The following is a 21,913-nucleotide window of genomic DNA, read 5'->3' on the forward strand; positions in this document are numbered from 1 at the left end:
CCCCCGCATCGCCCCGTTTCACTCCCCCCCTCCCGCAAGGGGAGGGGGAGAATAGAAGGCGAGGTCGGCGCCTCGCCCACCTGACTCAGCGGTGCGGCCGCTCGCTGTCGAGATGGGCCATCTGCGCCGCCATGTAGCGGTCGCCGGCGGCGGCGCCCTTGGGCACGGCCTGCTCGATCCGGGCCAGATCCTCCGGCGTCAGCACGACGTCGAGCGCGCCGAGCGCCTCGGCCAGGCGGTCGCGGCGGCGGGCGCCGACCAGCGGCACGATGTCCCGGCCCTGCGCCGCCACCCAGGCGATGGCGATCTGGGCCACGGTAACGCCCTTGGCCTCGGCCACCGCCCGCAGCGCCTCGACCAATTCGAGGTTCCGCTCGACATTGCCGTCCTGGAAGCGCGGGCTGTAGGCCCGGAAATCCCCCGCCCCGGTGCTGCCCTTCTGCCAGCGGCCGCTGATCAGGCCGCGCGACAGCACGCCATAGGCGGTGATGCCGATGCCGAGCTCGCGGCACGTCGCCAGGATGCCGTCCTCGATGCCGCGCGAGATCAGCGAGTATTCGATCTGCAGGTCGGCGATCGGGTGCACCGCGGCGGCGCGGCGGATCGTCTCCGACCCGACCTCGGACAAGCCGATATGGCGGACATGGCCGGCCTGCACCATCTCGGCGATGGCGCCGACCGTGTCCTCGATCGGCACGTTCGGGTCGAGGCGGGCCGGGCGGTAGATGTCGATATGGTCGACGCCGAGCCGCTGCAGCGAATAGGCCAGGAAGTTCTTCAGCGCCGCCGGCCGGGCGTCGAAGCCGGTCCAGCCGCCGGCCGGGTCGCGCAGGCCGCCGAACTTGACGCTGAGGATCGCGGCATCGCGCTTCGAGGTGGCCCGCAGCGCCTCGCCGATCAGCATCTCGTTGTGACCGGAGCCGTAGAAGTCGCCGGTGTCGATCAGGGTGATGCCGGCGTCCAGCGCCGCATGCAGGGTGGCGATGCTCTCGGCCCGGTCGGACGGGCCGTACATACCGGACATGCCCATGGCGCCGAGGCCAAAAGCGGAGACGCGCGGGCCGGTGACGCCGAGCGGGTGATACTGCATGGCAGGCTCCTGGAGAGGATGGTTCGACGGGAATATGGGCCGGCCCGGTTCGTGCGATAATCCGGGCAATGGCGAACAAGCCGTACGGATATCCGAACGATGAGCCGCCCCGATCTCTCCGACCTCGACGCCTTCGTCGCCGTGGCCCGGGCCCGCAGCTTCCGCGGCGCCGCGGGCCTGCGCGGCGTCTCCGCCTCCTCGCTCAGCGACGCGCTGCGGCGGCTGGAGGCGCGGCTGGGCGTGCGCCTGCTGAACCGCACCACCCGCAGCGTCACCCCGACCGGGGCCGGCGAGAGATTGCTCGAACGGCTGGGCCCGGCGCTGGGCGAGATTGCCGGCGCGCTCGACGCCGTGACCAGCGTCCGCGACAGCCCGGCCGGCACGCTGCGGCTGAACGTGCCGTCGATCGTCGCCCGCCATATCCTGCCGCCGATCGCCTGCCGCTTCCTGGCGACGCATCCCGGCATCCGGCTGGAGGTGGTGGGCGACGACAGCTTCGTCGACGTGCTGGCCGAGGGCTTCGACGCCGGCATCCGCTACGAGGAGCGGATCGAGCGCGACATGATCGCGGTGCCGGTCGGGCCGCGCACCCAGCGCTTCGTCATCGCCGCCGCCCCGGCCTACCTGGCCGCCCGGGGCCGGCCGCGCCATCCGAACGACCTGCTGGACCATGCCTGCATCCGCCACCGCTTCCCCAGCGGCCGGGTCGCGCCCTGGGAGTTCGAGCGCGACGGCCGGGTGATCCGCATCAGCCCGGAGGGGCCGCTGATCGCGACCTCGATCGAGATGGAGCTCGCGGCGGCAACGGCCGGGCTGGGCCTGATCTCGATGTTCGAGGAGGCGCTGCGGCCGGATCTCGACAGCGGCGCGCTGGTGCCGGTGATGGAGGAGTGGTGGCAGCCCTTCTCCGGCCCCTTCCTCTACTACCCCAGCCGCACCCACATGCCGGCACCGCTCAGGGCGTTCGTGGACTTCATCCAGGCGGATCGGGGGTGAGGCAGCAATCGGCCTTACTCGTCATGGCGAGGAGGCCACGCCCCTTCGGGGCTCGCCATGACGGGTCTATGGTTGGGTCACCGGACCTATACCAGCCCGCGGCGGATCTCCGCATGGGCGGCCGGGTAGCCCGGCGACAGCACGGCGAGGCGGCCGGAGACCAAGGCATGCATCCGCGGCAGGGCGTGGAACGGCACGCCGGGCGCCAGGTGGTGCTCGGTGTGGTAGCTGGCGTTCCAGAACAGCCCGCGCAGCACCAGCCCGGCCAGGGTGGTGCGGGTGTTGGCCCAGCGGTCGCTGCTGCGGACGCAGCCGGAATGCTCGGCCAGCAGCACCCAGCGCAGCAGCGGCTGGGCCAGCCCCACCGGCCCGGCCCAGAGCAGGAGGGCGAGAGCGCTGCCGGTGGCGAGGCTGGCGGCCAGCACGGCGGCGTAGAGCAGCAGGTAGGCCCGCGCCTCCGCCGCCACCCGGGCCCGGTCGGCCGCCGGGATCCAGGGCGAGCGGTCGCGGCCGGAAGCGGTGCGCAGCAGGCCCATGATCTGGCTCGACCAGTAGGGCAGACCGGTCAGGATCAGCCAGTAGCGGCCGCGGGTCAGGGGTTTTGCGCCGATCAGCTCCGGGTCGCGGCCCGGATCCTGGGTGTGGCGGTGATGCGCCATGTGGAACAGCCGGAACCCCTCCGGCGGCAGCACCAGGACGAAGCCGGCGACCCAGCCGACCAGCCGGTTCAGCCACAATGACCGGAACGGCGTGCGATGGGTGGTCTCGTGCAGCGGCGCGAACAGCGAGATCTCGGCGGCGCCGAGCAGCGCCATGGCCGGCCACACCCAGAGAGTCCCCCGCGCGGCCAGCACCAGGGCGACGCCGAGCGCGATCAGCCCGGCATGCCGGGCCAGCGCCCGCAGCCCTTCCGAATCCGACCGCCGGGACAGCGCCTTCAGCGCCTCCGGCGGCAATGCCCTGGTCTCCGCCATGGCTTATCCTGGCGCCGGGCGGCGGTGGGGATCAAGGGGAGTGACGTTGGACCGGTGGAGGGTCTCCCTCGCCGTCATTGCGAGCGAAGCGAAGCAATCCAGGGGCCAATGCAAACCGGCCCCTGGATTGCTTCGTCGGCTGCGCCTCCTCGCAATGACGGTGCTGGGTCTACTGCCAGGCCCTTGAGGCCCCTACCGCCCGAACTCCGGGTGGCGGAAGCAGCCGACCATGTGATCGTTCACCAGCCCGGCCGACTGCATCAGCGAGTAGCAGACGGTGGAGCCGACAAAAACGAAGCCGCGGCGCTTCATGTCGCGGCTCATCCGGTCGGAGATCGCGCTGGTGGCCGGCATCTCGGCATGGGCTTTCCAGCGGTTGACCAGCGGTTCGCCACCGACGAAGGACCAGAGATAGCGGCCGAGGCCACCCTCGGCCTCGATCACCGCCAGAGTCGCCCGGGCATTGGTCCGCACCGCGTTCAGCTTGGCCCGGTTGCGGATCAGCCCGGCATCGGCCAGCAGCGCCTCGATCTCCGCGTCGGTCATCGCCGCCACCCGGGCGATGTCGAAGCCGTGGAAGGCGCGCTGGTAGTTGCCGCGCCGCTCCAGCACCAGGCGCCAGGACAGGCCGGCCTGGGTGCCCTGCAGGCTGAGATTCTCGAACAAAGCGCGGTCGTCGCGCTCCGGAGTGCCCCAGTCGCGGTCGTGATAGGCCAGCATCGCCGGCCCGCCCTGCGCCCAGCCGCAGCGCGGCAGATCCTGATCCGTCATTCGCCCCAATGGATCGGGAAGGCGTCGGGATAGGTGAACAGGGCCGGCGCGCCGCCGGTGTGCAGGAACACCACCACATCGTCGGGCCGGTAGCGGCCGGCGCGGATGCCGGCGATCAGCCCGGCCATCGCCTTGCCGGTGTAGACCGGGTCCAGCACGATGGCGTCGCGGCTGGCGGCCAGCTGCAGCGCCTCGACCATGCCCGGCGTCGGCAGGCCGTAGCCCGCGCCGACCACGCCGTCCTCCAGCACTAGGTCCTCCGGCGCCAGCGGCGCCGGCACGCCGAGCAGCTCGGCCCCGGCCTGGACCAGCCCGGCGACCTTCGGCCGCTGCTCCTGCGACGTCCGGCTGATGCAGTAGCCGACCGCCGGCGCCGCGCTGCCGCCGAGGGCGAGGCCGAGCGCCAGCCCGGCCTGGGTGCCGCCGCTGCCGCTGGCCAGAGCGACATGGGTGAAGGCGACGCCCTGGTCGCGGCCCTGCCGCAGCAGCTCCCGCGCCGCATCGACATAGCCGACCAGCCCGAGCGCGTTGGAGCCGCCGACCGGGACAACATAGGGCGTGCCGCCCTCCGCCCGGCACTCCTCGGCCACGCGCGCCATCTCGGCATCGGCATCGGCGGTGCCGGGGTGCAGCTCGATCCGCGCCCCGAACAGCTCGTCGAGCAGCAGGTTGCCGCTGGCGTGGTAGGACGGGTCGCGCCCGGCCACCGCGTCGGTCAGCACCAGGACGCAGTCGAGGCCCAGCCGCGCCGCGGCGGCCGCGGTCTGGCGGGCATGGTTCGATTGCGGGCCGCCGGCGGTGATGATGGTGTCGGCGCCCTGGGCCAGCGCGTCGCCGAGCAGGAATTCCAGCTTGCGCACCTTGTTGCCGCCCAGCGCCAGGCCGGTGCAGTCGTCGCGCTTGATCCAGAGCTGCGGGCCGCCCAGCGCTTCAGTGAGCCGCGGCAGCGGCTCCAGGGGCGTCGGCGCGTGCTGCAGGCGCAGGCGCGGCAGCTGGTCGAGCGATGGCATCGGTGTCCGTCCCTGAGGCGCGGCCCGGCGCGGCCGCCTGCGGGGTGAATAGCATGGCGGGGCCGCGGTGCGAATGGCCCGGCCTCACGCCGCATGCGCCTCCTCGGCATGGCCCAGCTGGCGCTGCAGCAGGGTGCGGTAGACGCCGGGGCGGGCGGCCAGAGCGGCGGGGGTGCCCTGGTCGACCACCCGGCCGGCCTCCATCACCACGATCCGGTCGAAGCGGCGCAGCGTCGACAGGCGGTGGGCGATGGCGATCACCGTGCGGTCCTGCATCAGGTCGTCCAGCGCCTCCTGCACCGCGCGCTCGGATTCGCTGTCCAGCGCCGAGGTCGCCTCGTCCAGCAGCAGCACCGGCGCGTCCTTGAGGAAGGCGCGGGCGATGGCGATGCGCTGGCGCTGGCCGCCCGACAGCTTCACCCCGCGGTCGCCGACCACGGTGTCGAAGCCTTCCGGCAGCGCCTCGATGAACTCCCGGCAATGCGCGGCCTCGGCCGCGGCCAGCACCTCGGCGTCGGTCGCGTCCGGCCGGCCGTAGCGGATGTTCTCGCGCACGCTGCGGTGGAACAGCGAGATGTCCTGCGGCACCACGCCGATGATCTCGCGCAGGCTCTCCTGCGTCAGGTCGCGGATGTCGCGGCCCGCCACCTCGATCCGGCCGGCGCCGATGTCGTAGAAGCGCTGCACCAGGGTCAGCACGGTCGACTTGCCGGCGCCGGACAGTCCGACCAGCCCGACCCGCTCGCCCGGCTCGATCCTGAGGTCGAAGCCGTCCAGGATCGCCGGCCGCTTCGGATAGGCGAAGCGCACATGCTGGAAGCCGATCGGCACGCCGCCGCCATGCTGGGGCGCCGGCAGCGGCTCGGCATGCGGCGCGTCGGGCAGGTCGTGCGGCACGAGAAGCGTCGAGATCGCCTCCGACAGCCGGGCGATGTGCTGGGTCAGGTCGACCAGCGCCACCGCCAGGTCGCGGGTGCCGTGCAGGATGGCGAAGCCGAGCGAGCTGACCAGCACGATATCGCCCGGCGTCGCCCGCCCCGCCTGCCACAGCAGCAGCGCCCAGCCCAGCAGGCCGGCGGTCAGCACCGCGGTGATCGCCGCATGGATCAGGCGCAGCCGCTCCATCGTGCGCAGGCTGTGCTGGCGGGCGGACATCTCGACCCCGATGCGGTCGGCCAGCCGCGCCTGCTCGCGGATGGTGGCGCCGAACAGCCGCACCAGGCCCATATTGCCGATCACGTCGACCAGCTCGCCATCGACCTTCGCCGCCTCGGTGGCGTAGCTGCGGTGGATCGGCCCGCCGCGCTTGGCCAGGCGGTAGATGAAGGCCGACAGCGTCGCCGAGGCCGCGACCAGAACCCCGGCCATCACCGGGTCGACCGTGGCCAGCACGCAGATCGAGCCGACCAGCGCCAGCGCCGGCGGCAGCACGTTCCAGGAGAAGGTGTTCTCGGTGGTGAAGATGGCGTTGGCGGTGGCCGAGACGCGGCCGGCGACCATGCCGGGCAGCCGGTCGGCGAAATAGCTGGGCGCGTGGCCGGTCAGGTGCCGGAACAGGTCGCGCCGGACCGCGCCGGTGACGCCGACGAAGGCGCGCGCGGCGACCCAGCCGCCGACGCGCCACAGCATGTTGTCGGCCAGGATCAGCCCGACCAGCAGGCCGTAGGCCAGCCAGATCGCCCCGGAGGCGCCGAGGGCCAGCACGTCGACCAGATGCTTGATCGCATATTGCGAGCCGATGCCGCAGGCGACCGCGGCGACGACCGAGGCCATCACCACCGCATGCGGTGCGGCCTCCTGCCGCACATAGTGCAGGATGAAGCCGATCGGCCGGCTGCGGAAGCCTTCCAGGCGGCTGCCGGCCAGGTGGCCATCGGCCAAGCGGCTGCTGGTCTGCGTGGACGACATCATGTCCATCCAGATCCTCTGCGTTGTCTTCGGCCGCGTCGACGAGCGCATCTGCGCCACCGCGCGAGTCCAGGTCCAGCAGGGCTCAAGATCACAGCGCATCGCTGCACTGCACCTGATCTCTGCGCGGTCCACAGAACATTATCGGACAAGAGTCGGAACTTTTCCCCGTTCCGATTGTCTGTGGTCTTCGAGTGCCTGTTGCCGCGGAAGCACCAGACAAGAAACAGCGCCGCATTGTTGCGCCGCAGCGCCGCCGGTGATGTCAGACAAACCCCCATCTGCGGAGGGAGTTCCCCCCACATGCGAATCGCGCAGGTCGCCCCGCTGTTCGAAGCGGTCCCCCCCAAGCTCTATGGCGGCACCGAACGCGTCGTCTCCTTCCTGACGGAAGAGCTCGTCGCCCTCGGCCATGACGTCACACTCTTCGCCAGCGGCGATTCCGTGACCTCCGCCACGCTCGAGGCCTGCTGGCCGCGGGCGATGCGGCTCGATGCCTCGGTGCGCGACTGGATCGCGCCCCACATGCACATGTTCGAGCAGGTGTACCGGCGGTCGGACGAGTTCGACATCATCCACTGCCATCTCGACTATTTCCCGTTCTCGCTGTTCAGCCGCGGCGACGTGCCCTTCGTGACCACGCTGCACGGGCGGCTGGACATGCCCGAGCTGCACCCGATGTTCGAGACCTTCTCGCATGTGCCGATCGTGTCGATCTCCGACGCCCAGCGTCGGCCGATGCCGAAGGCCGGCTGGATCGCCACCGTGCATCACGGCCTGCCGGCGCAGTTGCTGGCGCCGGTCCCGGCCGAGCGCGGCTACCTCGCCTTCCTCGGCCGCATCGCGCCGGAGAAGCGGGTCGACCGGGCGATCGAGATCGCGGCGAAGGCCGGCCTGCCCCTGAAGATCGCGGCCAAGGTCGACAAGGCCGACCAGGAGTACTACGACGCCGAGATCAAGCCGCTGCTGGCCCGGTCGCCGCATGTCGACTTCATCGGCGAGATCGACGATTCGCAGAAATCGGCGTTCCTGAGCGGCGCCATCGGCCTGCTGGTGCCGATCGACTGGCCGGAGCCGTTCGGCCTGGTGATGATCGAGGCGATGGCCTGCGGCACGCCGGTCGTGGCGTACAACCGCGGCTCGGTGCCCGAGGTGATCGACGAGGGCGTCACCGGCTTCATCGTCGAGGACGAGATCGGCGCGGTGGCGGCGGTGCAGCGCCTGCCCGAGCTGTCGAACGCCCGCATCCGCGAGGTCTTCGACCAGCGCTTCACCGCCCGGCGCATGGCCCAGGACTACCTGTCGATCTATGAGGGCCTGCAGGCCGTCGAAGCGCCGAAGAAGCCCGCCGTGCTGCGCGCGGTGGCGAATTAGGCTACCGCACCTGCGCCTCCAACCTCCGCGTTGCCTCTCCCGCTTGCGGGAGAGGTCGGAGACGCGAAGCGGCTCCGGGTGAGGGCCTGCCGGCCTCGACACCGGGATCACCGTTTCAGGATGGGGCGGCTCGTGCGCTCGCCGATGGCGAGATCCATGGGCTTGGTGAGGCCGGCAGGCCCTCACCCGGACCTCCTGCGGAGGTCCGACCTCTCCCGCAAGCGGGAGAGGCAACGCGCACAGCCGCTCCGACAGCTACCCCGGCGGCCGGGTCGAGGCGCGGACGACCAGCTCGGTCGGCAGCAGGCGGCGGTCGGCCGGGATCGTGCCGCCATCGGCCACGGCGCCGAGCAGCAGTGACGCCGCCGTGGCGCCCTTGTCGAACAGCGGCTGGCGGATCGTGGTCAGGGCCGGCCGCACCAGCGCCGCGCGCGGGATGTCGTCGAAGCCTGCGACCGACACATCCTCCGGCACCCGCAGGTTCAGCGACCGCGCCGCCTCGATGACGCCGATCGCCAGCCGGTCCGACATCGCCAGGATCGCCGTCGGCCGGTCCGGCCGGCGCAGCAGTGAAAGCGCCGCGTCGCGGCCGTTCGCCTCGCTCGAGGCCGGCCGCTCCTCCACCGGCACCGAGTCCGGGTCGAGGCCGGCGGCGGCGATCGCCTCGGCATAGCCGGCCAGCCGGTCGGCGCTGGTGCGGAAGGTCATCTTCGCCCGGCGGGCGGCGTCGAGCGGCCCGGCATAGCCGTCCACCGCGGCCTCTAGCGAGACGATGCCGAGCCGGCGATGGCCGAGGCCCAGCACATGCTGCGCCACCTTGCGGGCGGCGCCGCGGTCGTCGATGCCGACGAAGGCCACGCCCTCCGGCACCTGGTTGTCGATCGCCACCACCGGCAGGCCGCGGCGCAGCAGCGGCGCCCAGGCCTCCGCCCCGTTCAGGAAGCCGTAGACGAGAAACCCGTCGACCGCGGCGCGGTGGATGGCGCTGCGGCTGGCCGGGCTTTTCACCGCCGGCAGGATCAGGAGGCCGGAGCGCGCCTTCTCGCAGGCGCTGGCGATGCCGCGCAGCATGCCGACCGCCGCCGGGTCGTCGAAGGCGAAGGGCAGCGTCTCGTGGAACAGCAGGCCGATCGCCTCGGCCTTGCCGGTGCGCAGCATCCGCGCCGCCGGGTTCGGCCCGTGCACGCCCATCGCCCGGGCCGCCGCCATGATCTTGTCGCGCAGCTCGGCCGACAGCTGGTCCGGCCGGTTGAAGGCGTTCGACACCGTGGTGCGCGAGACACCGACCGCCGCCGCGATGTCCAGCAGCGTGCCCCGCCGCTTCTCCGATCCGTCGCTCATGCAAGCACCCTAAAACCTCCCTCTTGATCGATCAAGAAAGTCTCTGTTACTGTAAAAACTGAATGCATTCAGATGACCCTGGCCGGAGGGCTGGCGCGGAGGTCGTCGCGAGGATGCAGGGGGACATGCGGAGGGGACGAATGCGCGAATGGTGGCGCGGGGCGGTGATGTACCAGATCTATCCGCGCAGCTTCCTGGACACCAATGGCGACGGCATCGGCGACCTGGCCGGCATTACCGCCAAGCTCGACCACATCGCCGATCTCGGCGTCAACGGGATCTGGATCTCGCCCTTCTTCACATCGCCGATGAAGGATTTCGGCTACGACGTGTCCGATTACCGCGACGTCGACCCGATGTTCGGCACGCTCGCCGATTTCGACCGGTTGGTCGAGAAGGCGCATGCCCTCGGCCTGAAGGTGATCATCGACCAGGTGATCAGCCACACCTCCGACCAGCATCCCTGGTTCACCGAGAGCCGGTCGAGCCGCGACAACCCCAAGGCGGACTGGTTCGTCTGGGCCAATGCCAAGCCGGACGGCAACCCGCCGAACAACTGGCTGTCGATCTTCGGCGGCTCGGCCTGGCAGTGGGACACCCGCCGGCGCCAGTACTACATGCACAACTTCCTGACCCAGCAGCCCGACCTGAACCTGCACAACCCGGAGGTGCAGCAGGCGGTGCTGGACGTGCTGGAATTCTGGCTGCAGCGCGGCGCCGACGGCTTCCGCCTGGACACCGCGAATTTCTACATGCACGACCGGCTGCTGCGCGACAATCCGGGCAAGCCGGCCGACCGGGCGCCGACCGGGGACGACCGGGCGGACAACCCCTACTACATGCAGCTGCACCTGTTCGATAAGTCGCAGCCCGAGAATCTGATGTTCCTGCGCCGGATGCGGGAGCTGATGAACCGCTATCCGGACCGGATGGCGGTGGCCGAGATCGGCGACGACGACCCGATCGGCCGCACCGCCGAATACGTCCAGGCCGACCTGCTGCACACCGCCTATAATTTCAGCCTGCTGAACGAGAATTTCAGCGCGTCGCACATCGCCACCGCACTGACCGCCTTCGAGGCGGCCACCACCGATGGCTGGCCGTCCTGGGCCTTCTCCAACCACGACGTCCGGCGGGTGGCGTCGCGCTGGGGCGGGGCCGAGGCCGACCAGCGGCTGCCGCGCCTGCTGGTGGCGCTGCTGACCTCGCTGCGCGGCACCGCCTTCCTGTACCAGGGGGAGGAGCTGGGCCTGCCCGAGGCCGAGGTGCCATACGACAAGCTGCAGGACCCCTACGGCATCACCTTCTGGCCGGAGTTCAAGGGCCGCGACGGCTGCCGCACCCCGATGCCGTGGCAGGCCGAAGGCCCCCAGGGGGGCTTCTCGACCGCCGAGCCCTGGCTGCCGATCCCGGAGGCGCATCGCCGCCTGGCCGTGGACGCGCAGGCGGGAGACCCGGACTCGACCTTGGCCTTCACCCGCCAGTTCCTGCGCTGGCGCCGCGCCCACCCGGCCTTCGCCACCGGGTCGCTGCGCTTCCTCGACACCGCCGACGGGGTGCTGGCCTTCGAGCGGGTGCTGGAGGACGAGCGCATCCTCTGCGTCTTCAACCTGACCGGCGAGACCCGGATCTGGACCGCGCCGCCGACGCAGATCGCCCCGACCGACGCGCCAGGGCTGGGCGCGAAGCTGGATGGCGGCCGGGTGGCGCTGCCGCCCTATGCCGCTTTCTTCGGCGCATTGGCCGCCGAGGCGATTCAGGCGGAACAGAACGCCGCCTGAGACTTTGTTTCATTTGGACTCGCCAGAGGCCGGCCCGGCGAGTCACCCTTCTGGCCCAAGACAAGCACGCGGGGGGCGCGCCGGTCTTCCCCCGCTGCCAAAAGCAGACGGAGGAGACATGTCGAGGAGCGCCATCCTTCCCCTCAGCCTCGCCCACCTTGGCCTCGCCCCCCTTGGACTCGCCATTGTCCTGGCCGGCGCCGCCGCGCAGGCGGAAGGGGTCAAGGTCACCATCTCCTGCGGCTCGGCCGGGGCCGAGCAGGCGCAGTGCCAGACGGGCGCCAAGGCCTGGGCGGCGAAGACCGGCAACACGGTCGACGTCGTCGCCGCGCCGCAATCCACCTCCGACCAGCTGGCCCTGTACCAGCAGATCCTCACGGCCAAATCCGCCGATGTCGACGTGTTCCAGGTCGACGTGATCTGGCCCGGCATCCTGGGCAGCCATTTCGTCGACCTGAAGCCCTATGTCGACCAGGCGACGATCGACCAGCACTTCCCCAGCATCATCCAGGGGCTGACCGTCGACGGCCATCTCCTGGCCCTGCCCTGGTTCACCGATGCCGGGCTGCTGTATTACCGCAAGGATCTGCTGGACAAGTACAAGCTCAAGGTGCCCGAGACCTGGGCCGAGCTGACCGAGAGCGCCAAGACCATCCAGGAAGGCGAGCGCAAGGCCGGCAACGACCGCTTCTTCGGCTTCGTGTTCCAGGGCCGGGCCTATGAGGGCCTGACCTGCGATGCGCTGGAATGGGTCGTCAGCTTCGGCGGCGGCGCCATCGTCGGCCAGGACGGCAAGATCACGATCAACAACCCGCAGGCCGCCAAGGCGCTGGACACCGCGGCCTCCTGGGTCGGCACCATCGCGCCCGACGGCGTGCTGAACTACATGGAGGAGGATGCGCGCGGCGTGTTCCAGTCCGGCAACGCCGCCTTCATGCGCAACTGGCCCTACGCCTACTCGCTGGTCAATTCCGGCGACAGCCCGGTCAAGGGCAAGATCGGCACCGGCGCGCTGCCGAAGGGCGACGGCGAGGGCGCGCGCCACGCCGCGACCTTGGGCGGCTGGAACCTGGCGGTGTCGAAATACTCGACCCATCCGAAGGAGGCCGCCGACCTGGTCATGTACCTGACCGGCAAGGAGGAGCAGAAGCGCCGCGCCATCGAGGCCACCTTCCAGACCACGATCCCGGCGCTGTACGACGACCCGGACGTGCTGAAGGCCCAGCCCTTCTTCGCCGACCTGAAGGCGGCGTTCGAGAGCGCGGTGCCCCGCCCCTCGGCGATCACCGGCGAGCGCTACAACGAGGTCTCGACCCTGTTCTGGAACGCGGTCCACAACACCCTGTCGAAGCAGGGCGACGGCGCCGCCAACCTGGCGCAGCTGCAGAAGGACCTGAACCGGCTGAGCCGCGGCGGCCGCTGGTAAGGGCGGGGCGGCTCTCCCCCTCACCCTCCCGTTCGTCAACGCGAACGGGCCCCTCCCTCTCCCCGAGGAGAGGGGAACAACACCTCTCCCTCGGGGAGAGGTCGGAACCGCGCAGCGGTTCCGGGTGAGGGGGCGGCTCCGACCCCGCCATCCGAGCGCAACCTCTGCCACCGACTTCGGGGAGGATCCGAATGACCGTCGCCACCTCGACCCCCGCCGCGGCCGCCCGTGCCGCCAAGCCGGCGGTCTCCCGGCTCAGCCGGCAGCGCATCCGCGCCGCCTGGATGTTCCTGATCCCGATGCTGCTGGTGCTGGCGCTGGTCGCCGGCTGGCCGCTGGTGCGGACCGTCGCGCTGAGCTTCACCGACGCGACCCTGAAGGCCGAGCGGCCGACCCGCCTGGTCGGCTTTGACAACTACCTGTTCTACGGCCCGAACCGCGCCGACTGGGACGACAAGCTGGGCGGCTACTACGTCTTCTACGACCCCAAGGGCACCAACCTGGTGTGGAAGCCGGAGGAGGGCAGGTTCTGGGACATCGACCAGAACAAGCCGGTCGATTACGAGGTCGACACCAGCGGCATCTTCAGCTGGCAAGGGCTGCTGGTCGACCCGGTGTGGTGGCGGTCGGCCTGGAACACGATCCTGTTCACCGTGATCTCGGTGCTGATCGAGACCATCCTCGGCCTCGTCATCGCCATGACCCTGAACGCGCATCTGCCGGGACGGGGGCTGCTCAGGGCCGCGGTGCTGATCCCCTGGGCCATCCCCACCATCGTCTCGGCCAAGATGTGGGGCTGGATGCTGAACGACCAGTACGGCGTGATCAACGAGGTGCTGCTGTCGCTCGGCGTGATCTCGACCCGCATTGCCTGGACCGCCGACCCGTCGCTGTCGCTGGCCTCGGTGATCGCGGTCGATGTGTGGAAGACCACGCCGTTCATGACGCTGCTGATCCTGGCGGCGCTGCAGATGCTGCCGAACGAGGTGTATGAGGCGGCGAAGGTCGACGGCATCCGGCCCTGGCGCGTCTTCACCCGCATCACCCTGCCGCTGATCTGGCCGGCGCTGATGGTGGCGATCCTGTTCCGGGCGCTGGACTCGCTGCGGGTGTTCGACCTGATCTACGTGCTGACCTCGAACAGCATCAACACCATGAGCATGTCGGTCTTCGCCCGGCAGCAGAGCATCGATTTCGGCAATGTCGGCTTCGGCTCCGCCGCCTCGACCCTGCTCTTCGTCATCATCGCCGTGATCGCCGCCCTGTGGATGGTGGCGGGCCGCGTGCGCTTCGACAAATAGGGGGCGACGATGACCCGGGCCACCCGACGCACCGTCGGCCGCACCTTCTTCTACCTGCTGGTCGCCGCGATCATCCTGTACACGGTGTTCCCGTTCTACTGGGCCGTGATCTCGTCGCTGAAGAGCGGCCAGCAGCTGTTCGGCACCGAGCTGACCCCGCCCTCGCCGACGCTCGACAACTATGTCAGCGTGTTCCGCGAGCAGCCCTTCCTGACCAACATCGTCAACTCGCTGATCGTCGCCGGGGCGACCGTGCTGGTCTGCTTGGCGCTGTCGGTCAGCGCCGCCTATGCGCTGGGCCGGGTGCGGTTCCGCGGCCGCAGCACCATCCTGATGATCACGCTGGGTGTGTCGATGTTCCCGCAGGTCGCGGTGCTGACCGGGCTGTTCGAGCTGGTGCGCTGGGCCGGCCTCTACAACCAGCTCGGCTCGCTGATCGTCAGCTACATGATCTTCACCCTGCCCTTCTCGGTCTGGGTGCTGACCACCTTCATCCGCGAGCTGCCGCGCGAGCTGGAGGAGGCGGCGATCGTCGACGGCGCCTCGCCGCTGCAGATCCTGGTGAAGGTGTTCCTGCCGCTGCTGGGCCCGGCGCTGGCCACCACCGGCCTCCTGGCCTTCATCGCCGCCTGGAACGAGTTCCTGTTCGCCCTGACCTTCACCCTGACCAACGAGGTGCGGACCGTGCCGGTGGCGATCGCCCTGATCTCCGGCGCCACCCAGTTCGACATCCCCTGGGGCAACATCATGGCGGCGTCGGTGGTGGTGACCGTGCCGCTGATCGTGCTGGTGATGATCTTCCAGCGCCGCATCGTCTCCGGCCTCACCGCCGGCGCGGTGAAGGGGTAGCGGGCGCCACACGGGAACAGTCTCGCCTCTTCCAAATCCGTCATGGCGAGGAGGCGAAGCCGACGTGGCCATCCAGGGCCGCTCGCACCGGCCCCTGGATGGCCACGCCCCTTCGGGGCTCGCCATGACGGTGAGGAGATGGACGCCGGCCAGCGCTATTGAACTGAAAAATGCATCCCGGCGCCCGGGAAAGGCGGCGCCGGGATGCGGACCGTCGGTCGGTCTGGAGGCCTGGACCCTAAACGTGCGGGACCCGGCAGGGAAGCGCGAACGCTCCCGGATCTGAGACGATCCGGGAGCGCCGGCCCCTCACCTCACGCCCCTATTCCACCAGGGCTTCCTTGGCATGGGCGGCGGCGCCGCTGCGCAGCGGCCGCTCCTCCATCAGCAGCAGCCAGACGAAGCCGAGGGCCAGGCCCACCGCCGCGGCCAGGAACAGCCAGTGGAAGGCGCCGACCAGCCCCTCGCGCATCGCCGGGGTCAGGTCGCCGAGATTCTCCGCCGACCGGCCCGGCCCGCCGCCGCCGATGGCACCGAGCACGATGGCGCCGAAGCCGGCGACGACGATGGCGCTGCCCAGCGAGCGGAAGAAGTTCATGCAGCCGGTGGCGGTGCCGAGCTGGTGCATCGCCACCGCGTTCTGGATCGAGATGGTGGTGACCGGCAGCACGGTGCCGAGGCCGAGGCCGATGGCGGCCAGCAGCACCTCCACCACCCACATCGGCCGGCCGGCGGGGTCCAGGGCCAGCAGCACCAGCGCCGCCGCGGCGATCACCAGCCCGACCAGCGGCGTGCGCTTGTAATGCGTCATCCGGGCCATGAAGCGGCCGGCGATGTTGGCGCCGGTCACGGTGCCGGCCATCAGCGGCATCAGCGCCAGGCCGGCATTGGAGGCGGAGAGGCCGAGGATGCCCTCGAGATAGACCGGGACGTAGATCGACAGGCCGATGAAGGTGCCCATGACGCAGAAGGCGGCGGCGGTGCCGGTGCCGACCACCGGATTGACCATCACCGCCAGCGGGATCAGCGGCTCATCCGCCTTCAAGAGGCGCAGCGCGAACAGCACCCAGAACACCAGCGACACGGCGAACAGGCCCAGGATCTCCGCCGAATCCCAGGCGTAGCGGGTGCCGCCCCAGGTCAGCGCCAGCATCACCGCCACGGTGGCGCCGACCATCAGCACGGCGCCGAGCACGTCGAGCCTGTGCCGCCGCTCGTGCCGCGGCAGGCGGCGCAGCGCGCCCCACACCATCCAGAAGGCGCCGAGGCCCAGCGGCAGGTTGATCCAGAAGATCACCGACCAGTGCAGATGGTCGGCGAACAGCCCGCCCAGCACCGGCCCGACCACGCTGGAGGTGACGAAGACGCTGGCGATGTAGCCCTGGTAGCGCCCGCGCTCCTTCGGCGAGACCACGTCGGCGATGATGGTCTGGGCCAGGGAGATCAGCCCGCCGCCGCCGAGGCCCTGCAGCGCCCGGGCCAGGATCAGCGCCAGCATGGTCGGCGCCAGGGCGCAGACCACCGACCCGACGATGAACACGGTGATGCTGACCAGCAGCGTGACCCGCCGGCCATGGATGTCGCTGAACTTGCCGTAGAGCGGCGTCACCGCGGTCGAGGCCAGGAGATAGGCGCTGACCACCCAGGACAGGTGCTCGACGTCGCCCAGCTCCTGCCCGATGGTGGGCAGCGCGGTGGCGACGATGGTCTGGTCCAGCGCGGCCAGCAGCATGGCCAGCATGATGCCGATGATGATCGACCGGACGGTGGCGTGGTCGAGCGGCGCCGGAGCGGCGACCGCCGGACTGTGTGCGGACATGGTGCGGCGTTCCAAAGGCGGGGGGCCGAGGGAAAGGGGTCGGCGGCGGCGAAGCGCCCCGAGCCCCTTAACCTTCGCTTCCAGCACTTGTCGTACAAGAGCGCTGTGGGCAGTGCTGCCATCGTCGCGCGGCATGGGATCACCATCCGCACGGCCACGCTCTCGCCCATCTTGTCGCTCCGGCTGGATCGCGGTTTCCAGCAAACGGCGCTTGGTCTAGGGTGCGGCCATGATCGACCAGACCCAGCCGCGGGCCGACACGCAGGCCGTCGCCAAGCCCGAAAAGGGCCCGTTCCTGCGCCTGGCGCTGGAGGCCGGGCCGCTGCTGCTGTTCTTCATCGCCAACCAGACAGCCGGCATCATGCCGGCCACGGCCGTGTTCATGGTGGCGACCGTGGTCGCTGTGGTGCTGTCGGTGCGGCTGGAGAAGCGCTGGCCGATCATGCCGATAGTCGGCTGCGTCTTCGTGCTGGTCTTCGGCGGCCTGACGCTGTGGCTGGACAACGACCTGTTCATCAAGCTGAAGCCGACCGTCGTGAACCTGCTATTCGCGGCGATCCTGTTCACCGGCCTGGCCACCGGCCGCAACTTCCTGAAGCTGATGATGGGCACGGTGTTCGAGCTGACCGAGCAGGGCTGGCGCATCCTGACCTGGCGCTGGGCCGTGTTCTTCGTCGTGCTGGCGGTGATCAACGAGGTGGTGTGGCGCGGCTTCTCGACCGAGTTCTGGGCCGGCTTCAAGCTGTTCGGCATCCTGCCGCTGACGCTGGTCTTCGCCATGGCGCAGATGCCGGTGTTGATGCGACACCAGACCAAGCCGGCCGAATGACCATGCAGCCGACCGACCCGCTGCGGCATGTCGAGCACTGGGTGTTCGACCTGGACAACACCCTGTACCCCGCCCGCACCAACCTGTTCGCGCAGATCGACCGGCGCATGGGCGAGTATATCCGCGAGCATTTCGACCTGCCGCCGGACGAGGCGCGGGCGCTGCAGAAGCGGCTGTTCCGCGACTACGGCACCACCCTGAACGGGCTGATGCGGGAGCGCGCGATCGACCCCGGCCCGTTCCTGGAATATGTCCATAACATCGACATCTCGGCGATCGGGCCCAGCCCGGCGCTGGCGGCGGCGCTGGGCGACCTGCCGGGCCGCAAGATCGTGTTCACCAACGGCTCGGTCCGCCACGCCGAGCGGGTCCTGACCCGCCTCGGCGTCGTGGCGCAGTTCGACGGCATCTTCGACATCGTCGCCGCCGATTACGTGCCGAAGCCCGACCCCGGGCCGTACCGGACGATGCTGGACCGCTACGGCCTGGCGCCGCGCTCGACCGTGATGGTCGAGGACATGGCCCGCAACCTGCTGCCGGCGCACAGGCTGGGCATGACCACGGTGTGGGTGCGCACCCCGTCCGACTGGGGCCAGCCCTTGCCCGGCGACGGTCATATCGACATCGCCGTCGACGACACCGCGGAGTGGCTGGCCGCCGTCGCCGCGGCGCGGCGTAGCTGACTGATTAACGCGTTGCCTCTCCCGCTTGCGGGAGAGGTCGGAGACGCGAAGCGGCTCCGGGTGAGGGAATTTCGTCGAGGCCTGGACCAGCCCTCACCCGGTCGCCCTGCGGGCGCCCGACCTCTCCCGCGTCCGGCGGGAGAGGCAACGCAAAAAGTGTCGGTTCAAATCCTCAGCACGCCTTGAAGCTGCCCGGCTGCACCCGCGTCCAGCTGTCGGTGCGGCCCAGCAGGCTGATGCCGACATAGCCGCGCAGATCCAGCGTGTCCGGCCCGGTCAGGTGCATCTTGGCGTCGTAGGTCTTGCCGCTCTTCGGGTCGTAGATCGTGCCGTCTTCCCACTCCGTGTCGGAGACCTGGGTGAAGCTGTGCAGCATGATCAGCTTGCACAGCGCCTGGCCGCGCTTGCCCTCGTCCGGGTTGTGCACGTCGGTGGCGGGAGCGTCCGGCGGCAGGCCGGCGATGCGGCCACAGATGCCGTTGGTGCAGTCCAGGATCTCGATCACCGACCGGCCATCCCCGGTGCGCCAGAAGCCCTTGATGCCGCCGGCGGCGGAAGCGGCCGGGGCCGCGAGGGCGATGGCCAGGCCGGCGACGAGGCCGAGGGCGGAGACGGCGCTGCGGATGGTCATGGGCGCTCCCATATCTTGTTTGTTGCTTCTCCCCCGAGGATGCGGCCGGACCGGAATCCTGTCCATCGTCGCGATTTGCACCGCGGGAAGGGTGACAACTTTGAAATTATTCCAGCTTTTGCCTCGGTTTGCGCTCGGCTATGGTCCAGCGTCGGCCGAAAGGGCCACCGGCCACAGCGCCGGACGTACGGAGATGTGAGAGATGAGCGCGCCGCAGACACTGTTCGACAAGATCTGGGACAGCCATGTCGTCCACCGCCAGGATGACGGCACGTGCATCCTCTATATCGACCGCCACCTCGTGCATGAGGTGACCAGCCCGCAGGCCTTCGAGGGGCTGCGCATGGCCGGCCGCAAGGTGCGCCAGCCGCAGGCCACCCTGGCCGTGCCGGACCACAACGTGCCGACCTCCGACCGCGCCGGCGGCATCGCCGACGAGGAGAGCCGGATCCAGGTCGAAACGCTGGAGAAGAACGCCGCCGATTTCGGCGTGCCGATCTTCACCATGAACGACATCCGCCAGGGCGTGGTCCACATCATCGGGCCGGAGCAGGGCTTCACCCTGCCGGGCACCACCATCGTCTGCGGCGACAGCCACACCTCGACCCACGGCGCCTTCGGCGCCCTGGCCTTCGGCATCGGCACCAGCGAGGTGGAGCATGTGCTGGCCACCCAGACGCTGCTGCAGAAGCCGGCCAAGAACATGCGCATCACGGTCGAGGGCGACCTGCCGCTGGGCGTGACCGCGAAGGACATGATCCTGGCGATCATCGGCACCATCGGCACCGCCGGCGGCACCGGCCATGTCATCGAATATGCCGGCGAGGCGGTGCGCGCCTTGTCGATGGAAGGCCGGATGACGGTCTGCAACATGTCGATCGAGGCCGGCGCCCGCGCCGGGCTGATCGCGCCGGACGACACCACCTTCGCCTATGTCAAGGGCCGGCCGCTGGCGCCGAAGGGCGAGGCCTGGGACCAGGCGGTCGAGTACTGGCGCACCCTGCCCTCGGACGAGGGCGCGCGCTACGACCGCGAGGTCGTGCTGAAGGCCAGGGACATCGTGCCGATGGTCACCTGGGGTACCAGCCCCGAGGATGTGGCGCCGATCACCGGCGTGGTGCCGGACCCGGAGGCCGCGCCCGACGCCAACAAGGCCAGCGCCTGGCGCCGCAGCCTGGACTATATGGGCCTGAAGCCCGGCCAGCGCCTGAGCGAGGTGCCGGTCGACAAGGTGTTCATCGGCTCCTGCACCAACGGCCGGATCGAGGATCTGCGCGCCGCCGCCGCCATCGCCCGCGGCCGGCGCGTGGCCGGCACGGTCTACGCCATGATCGTCCCAGGCTCCGGCTTGGTGAAGGAGCAGGCCGAGGCCGAGGGGCTGGACCAGGTGTTCAAGGAGGCCGGCTTCGACTGGCGCGAGCCCGGCTGCTCGATGTGCCTCGCGATGAACGCCGACAAGCTGTCGCCCGGCGAGCGCTGCGCCTCGACCTCGAACCGCAACTTCGAGGGCCGCCAGGGCCGCGGCGGCCGCACCCATCTGGTCAGCCCGGCCATGGCCGCGGCCGCGGCGATCGCCGGCCACCTGACCGATGTGCGCGAGCTGAACTGATCCCTACCTGTCATTGCCGGGCTTGACCCGGCAATCCAGAGAGCGTCGACACCTCCTGGATGCCCGGGTCAAGCCCGGGCATGACAGGGAAGGCGCATCCACGCCCGGAGCCTCCGCCATGGCCGCACCGGCCGACTCCGCACGCAAATTCGACCCGGCCCGCGCCGGCGAATACGAGGTGCAGAGCCGCATCGCCCTGGCCGGCTACGATGCCTGCCACGAGCTGTCTGCCTGCATGCTGGCCGCCGTGCTGGGCTCGGGCGGCACTGCGGAGATCCTGGTCGCCGGCGCCGGCGGCGGGGCGCGCGAGATCGTCACCGCCGGGGCGCTGGAACCGGGCTGGCGCTTCACCGCCGTCGACCCGTCGCAGCCGATGCTGGACCTGGCCGCCGCGCGGGTGCGGGAAGCCGGGCTGGACGGGCGGACGGAAATCGTGCTGGGCACGGTCGATGACCTGCCGACGGACCGGCGCTTCGACGCGGCGACGCTGATCGGCGTGCTGCACCACCTGCCCGGCGACGACGCCAAGCGGGCGATCCTGCGATCGCTGGCCGGCCGGCTGAGGCCGGGTGCGCCGCTGATCCTGGCCGGCAACCGCTTCGCCTATGCCGGCAAGCCGCTGCTGCTCAAGGCCTGGGGCGAGCGCTGGCGCATGCATGGCGCCGGGCCGGACGAGGTGCAGGCCAAGCTGGGCAAGATCCTGCAGGGCGCCGACCCGCCGCCCTCCGAGGAGGCCGTCACCGCCCTGCTGGCCGAGACCGGCTTCGGCCCCCCGACCGGCTTCTTCTCCAGCCTGTTCTGGGGCGCCTGGCTGGCCGGGCGGGTGTGATAGGCTCCGGCGGCCGACCTTCGAGAGACCCGCCATGGCCGACCGCTTGACCGAGACCAGCAAGTTCCTGAGCTATGTCCTGCGTCACCAGCCCCAGGCGATCGGCCTGGCGCTCGATAGCGAGGGCTGGGCGGGGGTCGACGCGCTGATCGCCGCCGCGGCCGCGAATGGCCGGGCGCTGGACCGCGACCTGATCCGCGCCGTGGTCGACACCAGCGACAAGAAGCGTTTCGCGATCAGCCCTGACGGCGACCGGATCCGCGCCGTCCAGGGCCATTCGACCGCCGAGGTGGCGATCGCCTATGCGCCGGCGGAGCCGCCGGAGCAGTTGTTCCACGGCACGGCGACGCGGTTCCTGGCCTCGATCCGGGCCGAGGGGCTGATCGCCGGCTCCCGCCACCACGTCCATCTGTCGCCGGATATCGAGACCGCGACGGCGGTCGGCCGTCGCCACGGCCAGTCGGTGGTGCTGACCGTCGCCGCCGGCGCGATGCACCGCCAGGGCTTCGTCTTCCACCGCGCCGACAACGGCGTCTGGCTGACGAAGATGGTGCCGCCGGAGTTTCTGGGCGAGGCGCAGTAGCCGGCTCAGAGGCCGTCCGAAAACGTGGCGGCGTGAGTCGGCTGGTGGTGGCGCCGAGAACCGGAGCGCAGCGCACGTTTGTGCGTGAGCACCGGAAGCGGAGGCGCCG

General features: G+C 70.4%; 19 protein-coding genes. 11 read left to right on the forward strand and 8 right to left on the reverse strand.

Annotated elements, in window-relative coordinates; genetic code table 11:
* Window positions 1–85: 85 nt before the first annotated feature.
* Window positions 86–1,090, reverse strand: a complete 1,005-nt coding sequence (locus BWR60_RS19035; RefSeq protein WP_088152608.1) for an aldo/keto reductase — start codon at window positions 1,088–1,090, stop codon at window positions 86–88.
* 99 nt (window positions 1,091–1,189) lie between these two features.
* On the opposite strand from BWR60_RS19035, the gene BWR60_RS19040 reads away from it, so the two are divergent.
* On the forward strand, window positions 1,190–2,086 hold the full coding sequence (locus BWR60_RS19040) for a LysR family transcriptional regulator (RefSeq protein WP_088152609.1): 897 nt from the start codon (window positions 1,190–1,192) through the stop codon (window positions 2,084–2,086).
* An 86-nt stretch (window positions 2,087–2,172) separates the two neighbouring features.
* On the opposite strand, the gene BWR60_RS19045 is transcribed toward BWR60_RS19040, so the two are convergent.
* The 4 genes from BWR60_RS19045 to BWR60_RS19060 all read right to left on the reverse strand — a co-directional run bounded on the left by BWR60_RS19045 (window position 2,173) and on the right by BWR60_RS19060 (window position 6,752).
* Window positions 2,173–3,060, reverse strand: coding sequence for a fatty acid desaturase (locus tag BWR60_RS19045; RefSeq protein WP_088152610.1), 888 nt, complete (start codon window positions 3,058–3,060; stop codon window positions 2,173–2,175).
* 192 nt (window positions 3,061–3,252) lie between these two features.
* A complete protein-coding gene (locus tag BWR60_RS19050; RefSeq protein ID WP_088152611.1) occupies window positions 3,253–3,831 on the reverse strand; it encodes a DNA-3-methyladenine glycosylase I in 579 nt (192 codons plus the stop codon).
* Window positions 3,828–4,841 (reverse strand): D-cysteine desulfhydrase, encoded by a 1,014-nt coding sequence (locus tag BWR60_RS19055; protein WP_088152612.1) that lies wholly within the window; start codon window positions 4,839–4,841, stop codon window positions 3,828–3,830. Before BWR60_RS19055 ends, BWR60_RS19050 begins: the two co-directional genes overlap by 4 nt.
* A gap of 84 nt (window positions 4,842–4,925) precedes the next feature.
* Entirely contained in the window at window positions 4,926–6,752 is a 1,827-nt protein-coding gene (locus BWR60_RS19060) for an ABC transporter ATP-binding protein (protein WP_230983104.1), read from the reverse strand.
* 300 nt (window positions 6,753–7,052) lie between these two features.
* On the opposite strand from BWR60_RS19060, the gene BWR60_RS19065 reads away from it, so the two are divergent.
* Window positions 7,053–8,123: a glycosyltransferase family 4 protein gene (locus BWR60_RS19065; protein ID WP_088152613.1), complete on the forward strand. Its 1,071-nt coding sequence runs from the start codon at window positions 7,053–7,055 to the stop codon at window positions 8,121–8,123.
* 255 nt (window positions 8,124–8,378) lie between these two features.
* On the opposite strand, the gene BWR60_RS19070 is transcribed toward BWR60_RS19065, so the two are convergent.
* Window positions 8,379–9,464 carry a LacI family DNA-binding transcriptional regulator gene (locus tag BWR60_RS19070; RefSeq protein WP_088152614.1) on the reverse strand — a complete coding sequence of 362 codons (1,086 nt, stop codon included), beginning with the start codon at window positions 9,462–9,464 and terminating at the stop codon, window positions 8,379–8,381.
* Window positions 9,465–9,604: 140 nt separating this feature from the next.
* Between BWR60_RS19070 and BWR60_RS19075 the strand changes: the two genes are divergently transcribed.
* From BWR60_RS19075 to BWR60_RS19090, 4 genes are all read left to right on the forward strand, one after another.
* Entirely contained in the window at window positions 9,605–11,245 is a 1,641-nt protein-coding gene (locus tag BWR60_RS19075; protein ID WP_088152615.1) for an alpha-glucosidase family protein, read from the forward strand.
* Between the two features lie 118 nt (window positions 11,246–11,363).
* The gene (locus tag BWR60_RS19080; RefSeq protein ID WP_088152616.1) at window positions 11,364–12,671 is read left to right on the forward strand and encodes an ABC transporter substrate-binding protein; all 1,308 of its coding nucleotides are present in this window, start codon (window positions 11,364–11,366) and stop codon (window positions 12,669–12,671) included.
* A gap of 191 nt (window positions 12,672–12,862) precedes the next feature.
* Window positions 12,863–13,972 carry a carbohydrate ABC transporter permease gene (locus BWR60_RS19085; RefSeq protein WP_230983105.1) on the forward strand — a complete coding sequence of 370 codons (1,110 nt, stop codon included), beginning with the start codon at window positions 12,863–12,865 and terminating at the stop codon, window positions 13,970–13,972.
* Between the two features lie 9 nt (window positions 13,973–13,981).
* On the forward strand, window positions 13,982–14,821 hold the full coding sequence (locus tag BWR60_RS19090) for a carbohydrate ABC transporter permease (protein ID WP_088152617.1): 840 nt from the start codon (window positions 13,982–13,984) through the stop codon (window positions 14,819–14,821).
* Window positions 14,822–15,143: 322 nt separating this feature from the next.
* Here the strand turns inward: BWR60_RS19090 and BWR60_RS19095 are convergent, their stop codons facing one another.
* Complete coding sequence (locus BWR60_RS19095; RefSeq protein ID WP_088152618.1) at window positions 15,144–16,640, reverse strand: MDR family MFS transporter; 1,497 nt, start codon at window positions 16,638–16,640, stop codon at window positions 15,144–15,146.
* 229 nt (window positions 16,641–16,869) lie between these two features.
* On the opposite strand from BWR60_RS19095, the gene BWR60_RS19100 reads away from it, so the two are divergent.
* Window positions 16,870–17,469, forward strand: a complete 600-nt coding sequence (locus tag BWR60_RS19100; protein ID WP_088152619.1) for a septation protein A — start codon at window positions 16,870–16,872, stop codon at window positions 17,467–17,469.
* Complete coding sequence (locus BWR60_RS19105) at window positions 17,466–18,152, forward strand: pyrimidine 5'-nucleotidase (protein ID WP_230983106.1); 687 nt, start codon at window positions 17,466–17,468, stop codon at window positions 18,150–18,152. The genes BWR60_RS19100 and BWR60_RS19105 overlap by 4 nt, the downstream gene beginning before the upstream one ends.
* A gap of 172 nt (window positions 18,153–18,324) precedes the next feature.
* On the opposite strand, the gene BWR60_RS19110 is transcribed toward BWR60_RS19105, so the two are convergent.
* Window positions 18,325–18,783, reverse strand: coding sequence for a DUF2147 domain-containing protein (locus tag BWR60_RS19110; RefSeq protein WP_088152621.1), 459 nt, complete (start codon window positions 18,781–18,783; stop codon window positions 18,325–18,327).
* A 202-nt stretch (window positions 18,784–18,985) separates the two neighbouring features.
* On the opposite strand from BWR60_RS19110, the gene leuC reads away from it, so the two are divergent.
* The 3 genes from leuC to BWR60_RS19125 all read left to right on the forward strand — a co-directional run bounded on the left by leuC (window position 18,986) and on the right by BWR60_RS19125 (window position 21,804).
* Entirely contained in the window at window positions 18,986–20,392 is a 1,407-nt protein-coding gene (leuC, locus tag BWR60_RS19115; RefSeq protein WP_088152622.1) for a 3-isopropylmalate dehydratase large subunit, read from the forward strand.
* 118 nt (window positions 20,393–20,510) lie between these two features.
* Window positions 20,511–21,221: an SAM-dependent methyltransferase gene (locus tag BWR60_RS19120; RefSeq protein WP_088152623.1), complete on the forward strand. Its 711-nt coding sequence runs from the start codon at window positions 20,511–20,513 to the stop codon at window positions 21,219–21,221.
* 34 nt (window positions 21,222–21,255) lie between these two features.
* A complete protein-coding gene (locus BWR60_RS19125) occupies window positions 21,256–21,804 on the forward strand; it encodes an RNA 2'-phosphotransferase (RefSeq protein ID WP_088152624.1) in 549 nt (182 codons plus the stop codon).
* Window positions 21,805–21,913: the final 109 nt, after the last annotated feature.

Origin of the sequence: Inquilinus limosus, assembly GCF_002195995.1 — a bacterium.
GTDB lineage: Bacteria > Pseudomonadota > Alphaproteobacteria > DSM-16000 > Inquilinaceae > Inquilinus > Inquilinus limosus_C.

Bases quoted from the DNA above. Each gene is read 5' to 3' on its own strand.
- BWR60_RS19035 (WP_088152608.1), bottom strand. From the start codon at position 1,090: ATGCAGTATCACCCGCTCGGCGTCACCGGCCCGCGCGTCTCCGCTTTT.
- BWR60_RS19085 (WP_230983105.1), top strand. From the start codon at position 12,863: ATGACCGTCGCCACCTCGACCCCCGCCGCGGCCGCCCGTGCCGCCAAG.
- BWR60_RS19125 (WP_088152624.1), top strand. From the start codon at position 21,256: ATGGCCGACCGCTTGACCGAGACCAGCAAGTTCCTGAGCTATGTCCTG.
- BWR60_RS19070 (WP_088152614.1), bottom strand. From the start codon at position 9,464: ATGAGCGACGGATCGGAGAAGCGGCGGGGCACGCTGCTGGACATCGCG.
- BWR60_RS19055 (WP_088152612.1), bottom strand. From the start codon at position 4,841: ATGCCATCGCTCGACCAGCTGCCGCGCCTGCGCCTGCAGCACGCGCCG.
- BWR60_RS19105 (WP_230983106.1), top strand. From the start codon at position 17,466: ATGACCATGCAGCCGACCGACCCGCTGCGGCATGTCGAGCACTGGGTG.
- BWR60_RS19045 (WP_088152610.1), bottom strand. From the start codon at position 3,060: ATGGCGGAGACCAGGGCATTGCCGCCGGAGGCGCTGAAGGCGCTGTCC.
- BWR60_RS19090 (WP_088152617.1), top strand. From the start codon at position 13,982: ATGACCCGGGCCACCCGACGCACCGTCGGCCGCACCTTCTTCTACCTG.
- BWR60_RS19075 (WP_088152615.1), top strand. From the start codon at position 9,605: ATGCGCGAATGGTGGCGCGGGGCGGTGATGTACCAGATCTATCCGCGC.
- BWR60_RS19120 (WP_088152623.1), top strand. From the start codon at position 20,511: ATGGCCGCACCGGCCGACTCCGCACGCAAATTCGACCCGGCCCGCGCC.
- BWR60_RS19080 (WP_088152616.1), top strand. From the start codon at position 11,364: ATGTCGAGGAGCGCCATCCTTCCCCTCAGCCTCGCCCACCTTGGCCTC.
- BWR60_RS19095 (WP_088152618.1), bottom strand. From the start codon at position 16,640: ATGTCCGCACACAGTCCGGCGGTCGCCGCTCCGGCGCCGCTCGACCAC.
- BWR60_RS19040 (WP_088152609.1), top strand. From the start codon at position 1,190: ATGAGCCGCCCCGATCTCTCCGACCTCGACGCCTTCGTCGCCGTGGCC.
- BWR60_RS19065 (WP_088152613.1), top strand. From the start codon at position 7,053: ATGCGAATCGCGCAGGTCGCCCCGCTGTTCGAAGCGGTCCCCCCCAAG.
- BWR60_RS19100 (WP_088152619.1), top strand. From the start codon at position 16,870: ATGATCGACCAGACCCAGCCGCGGGCCGACACGCAGGCCGTCGCCAAG.
- BWR60_RS19110 (WP_088152621.1), bottom strand. From the start codon at position 18,783: ATGACCATCCGCAGCGCCGTCTCCGCCCTCGGCCTCGTCGCCGGCCTG.
- BWR60_RS19060 (WP_230983104.1), bottom strand. From the start codon at position 6,752: ATGATGTCGTCCACGCAGACCAGCAGCCGCTTGGCCGATGGCCACCTG.
- BWR60_RS19050 (WP_088152611.1), bottom strand. From the start codon at position 3,831: ATGACGGATCAGGATCTGCCGCGCTGCGGCTGGGCGCAGGGCGGGCCG.
- leuC (WP_088152622.1), top strand. From the start codon at position 18,986: ATGAGCGCGCCGCAGACACTGTTCGACAAGATCTGGGACAGCCATGTC.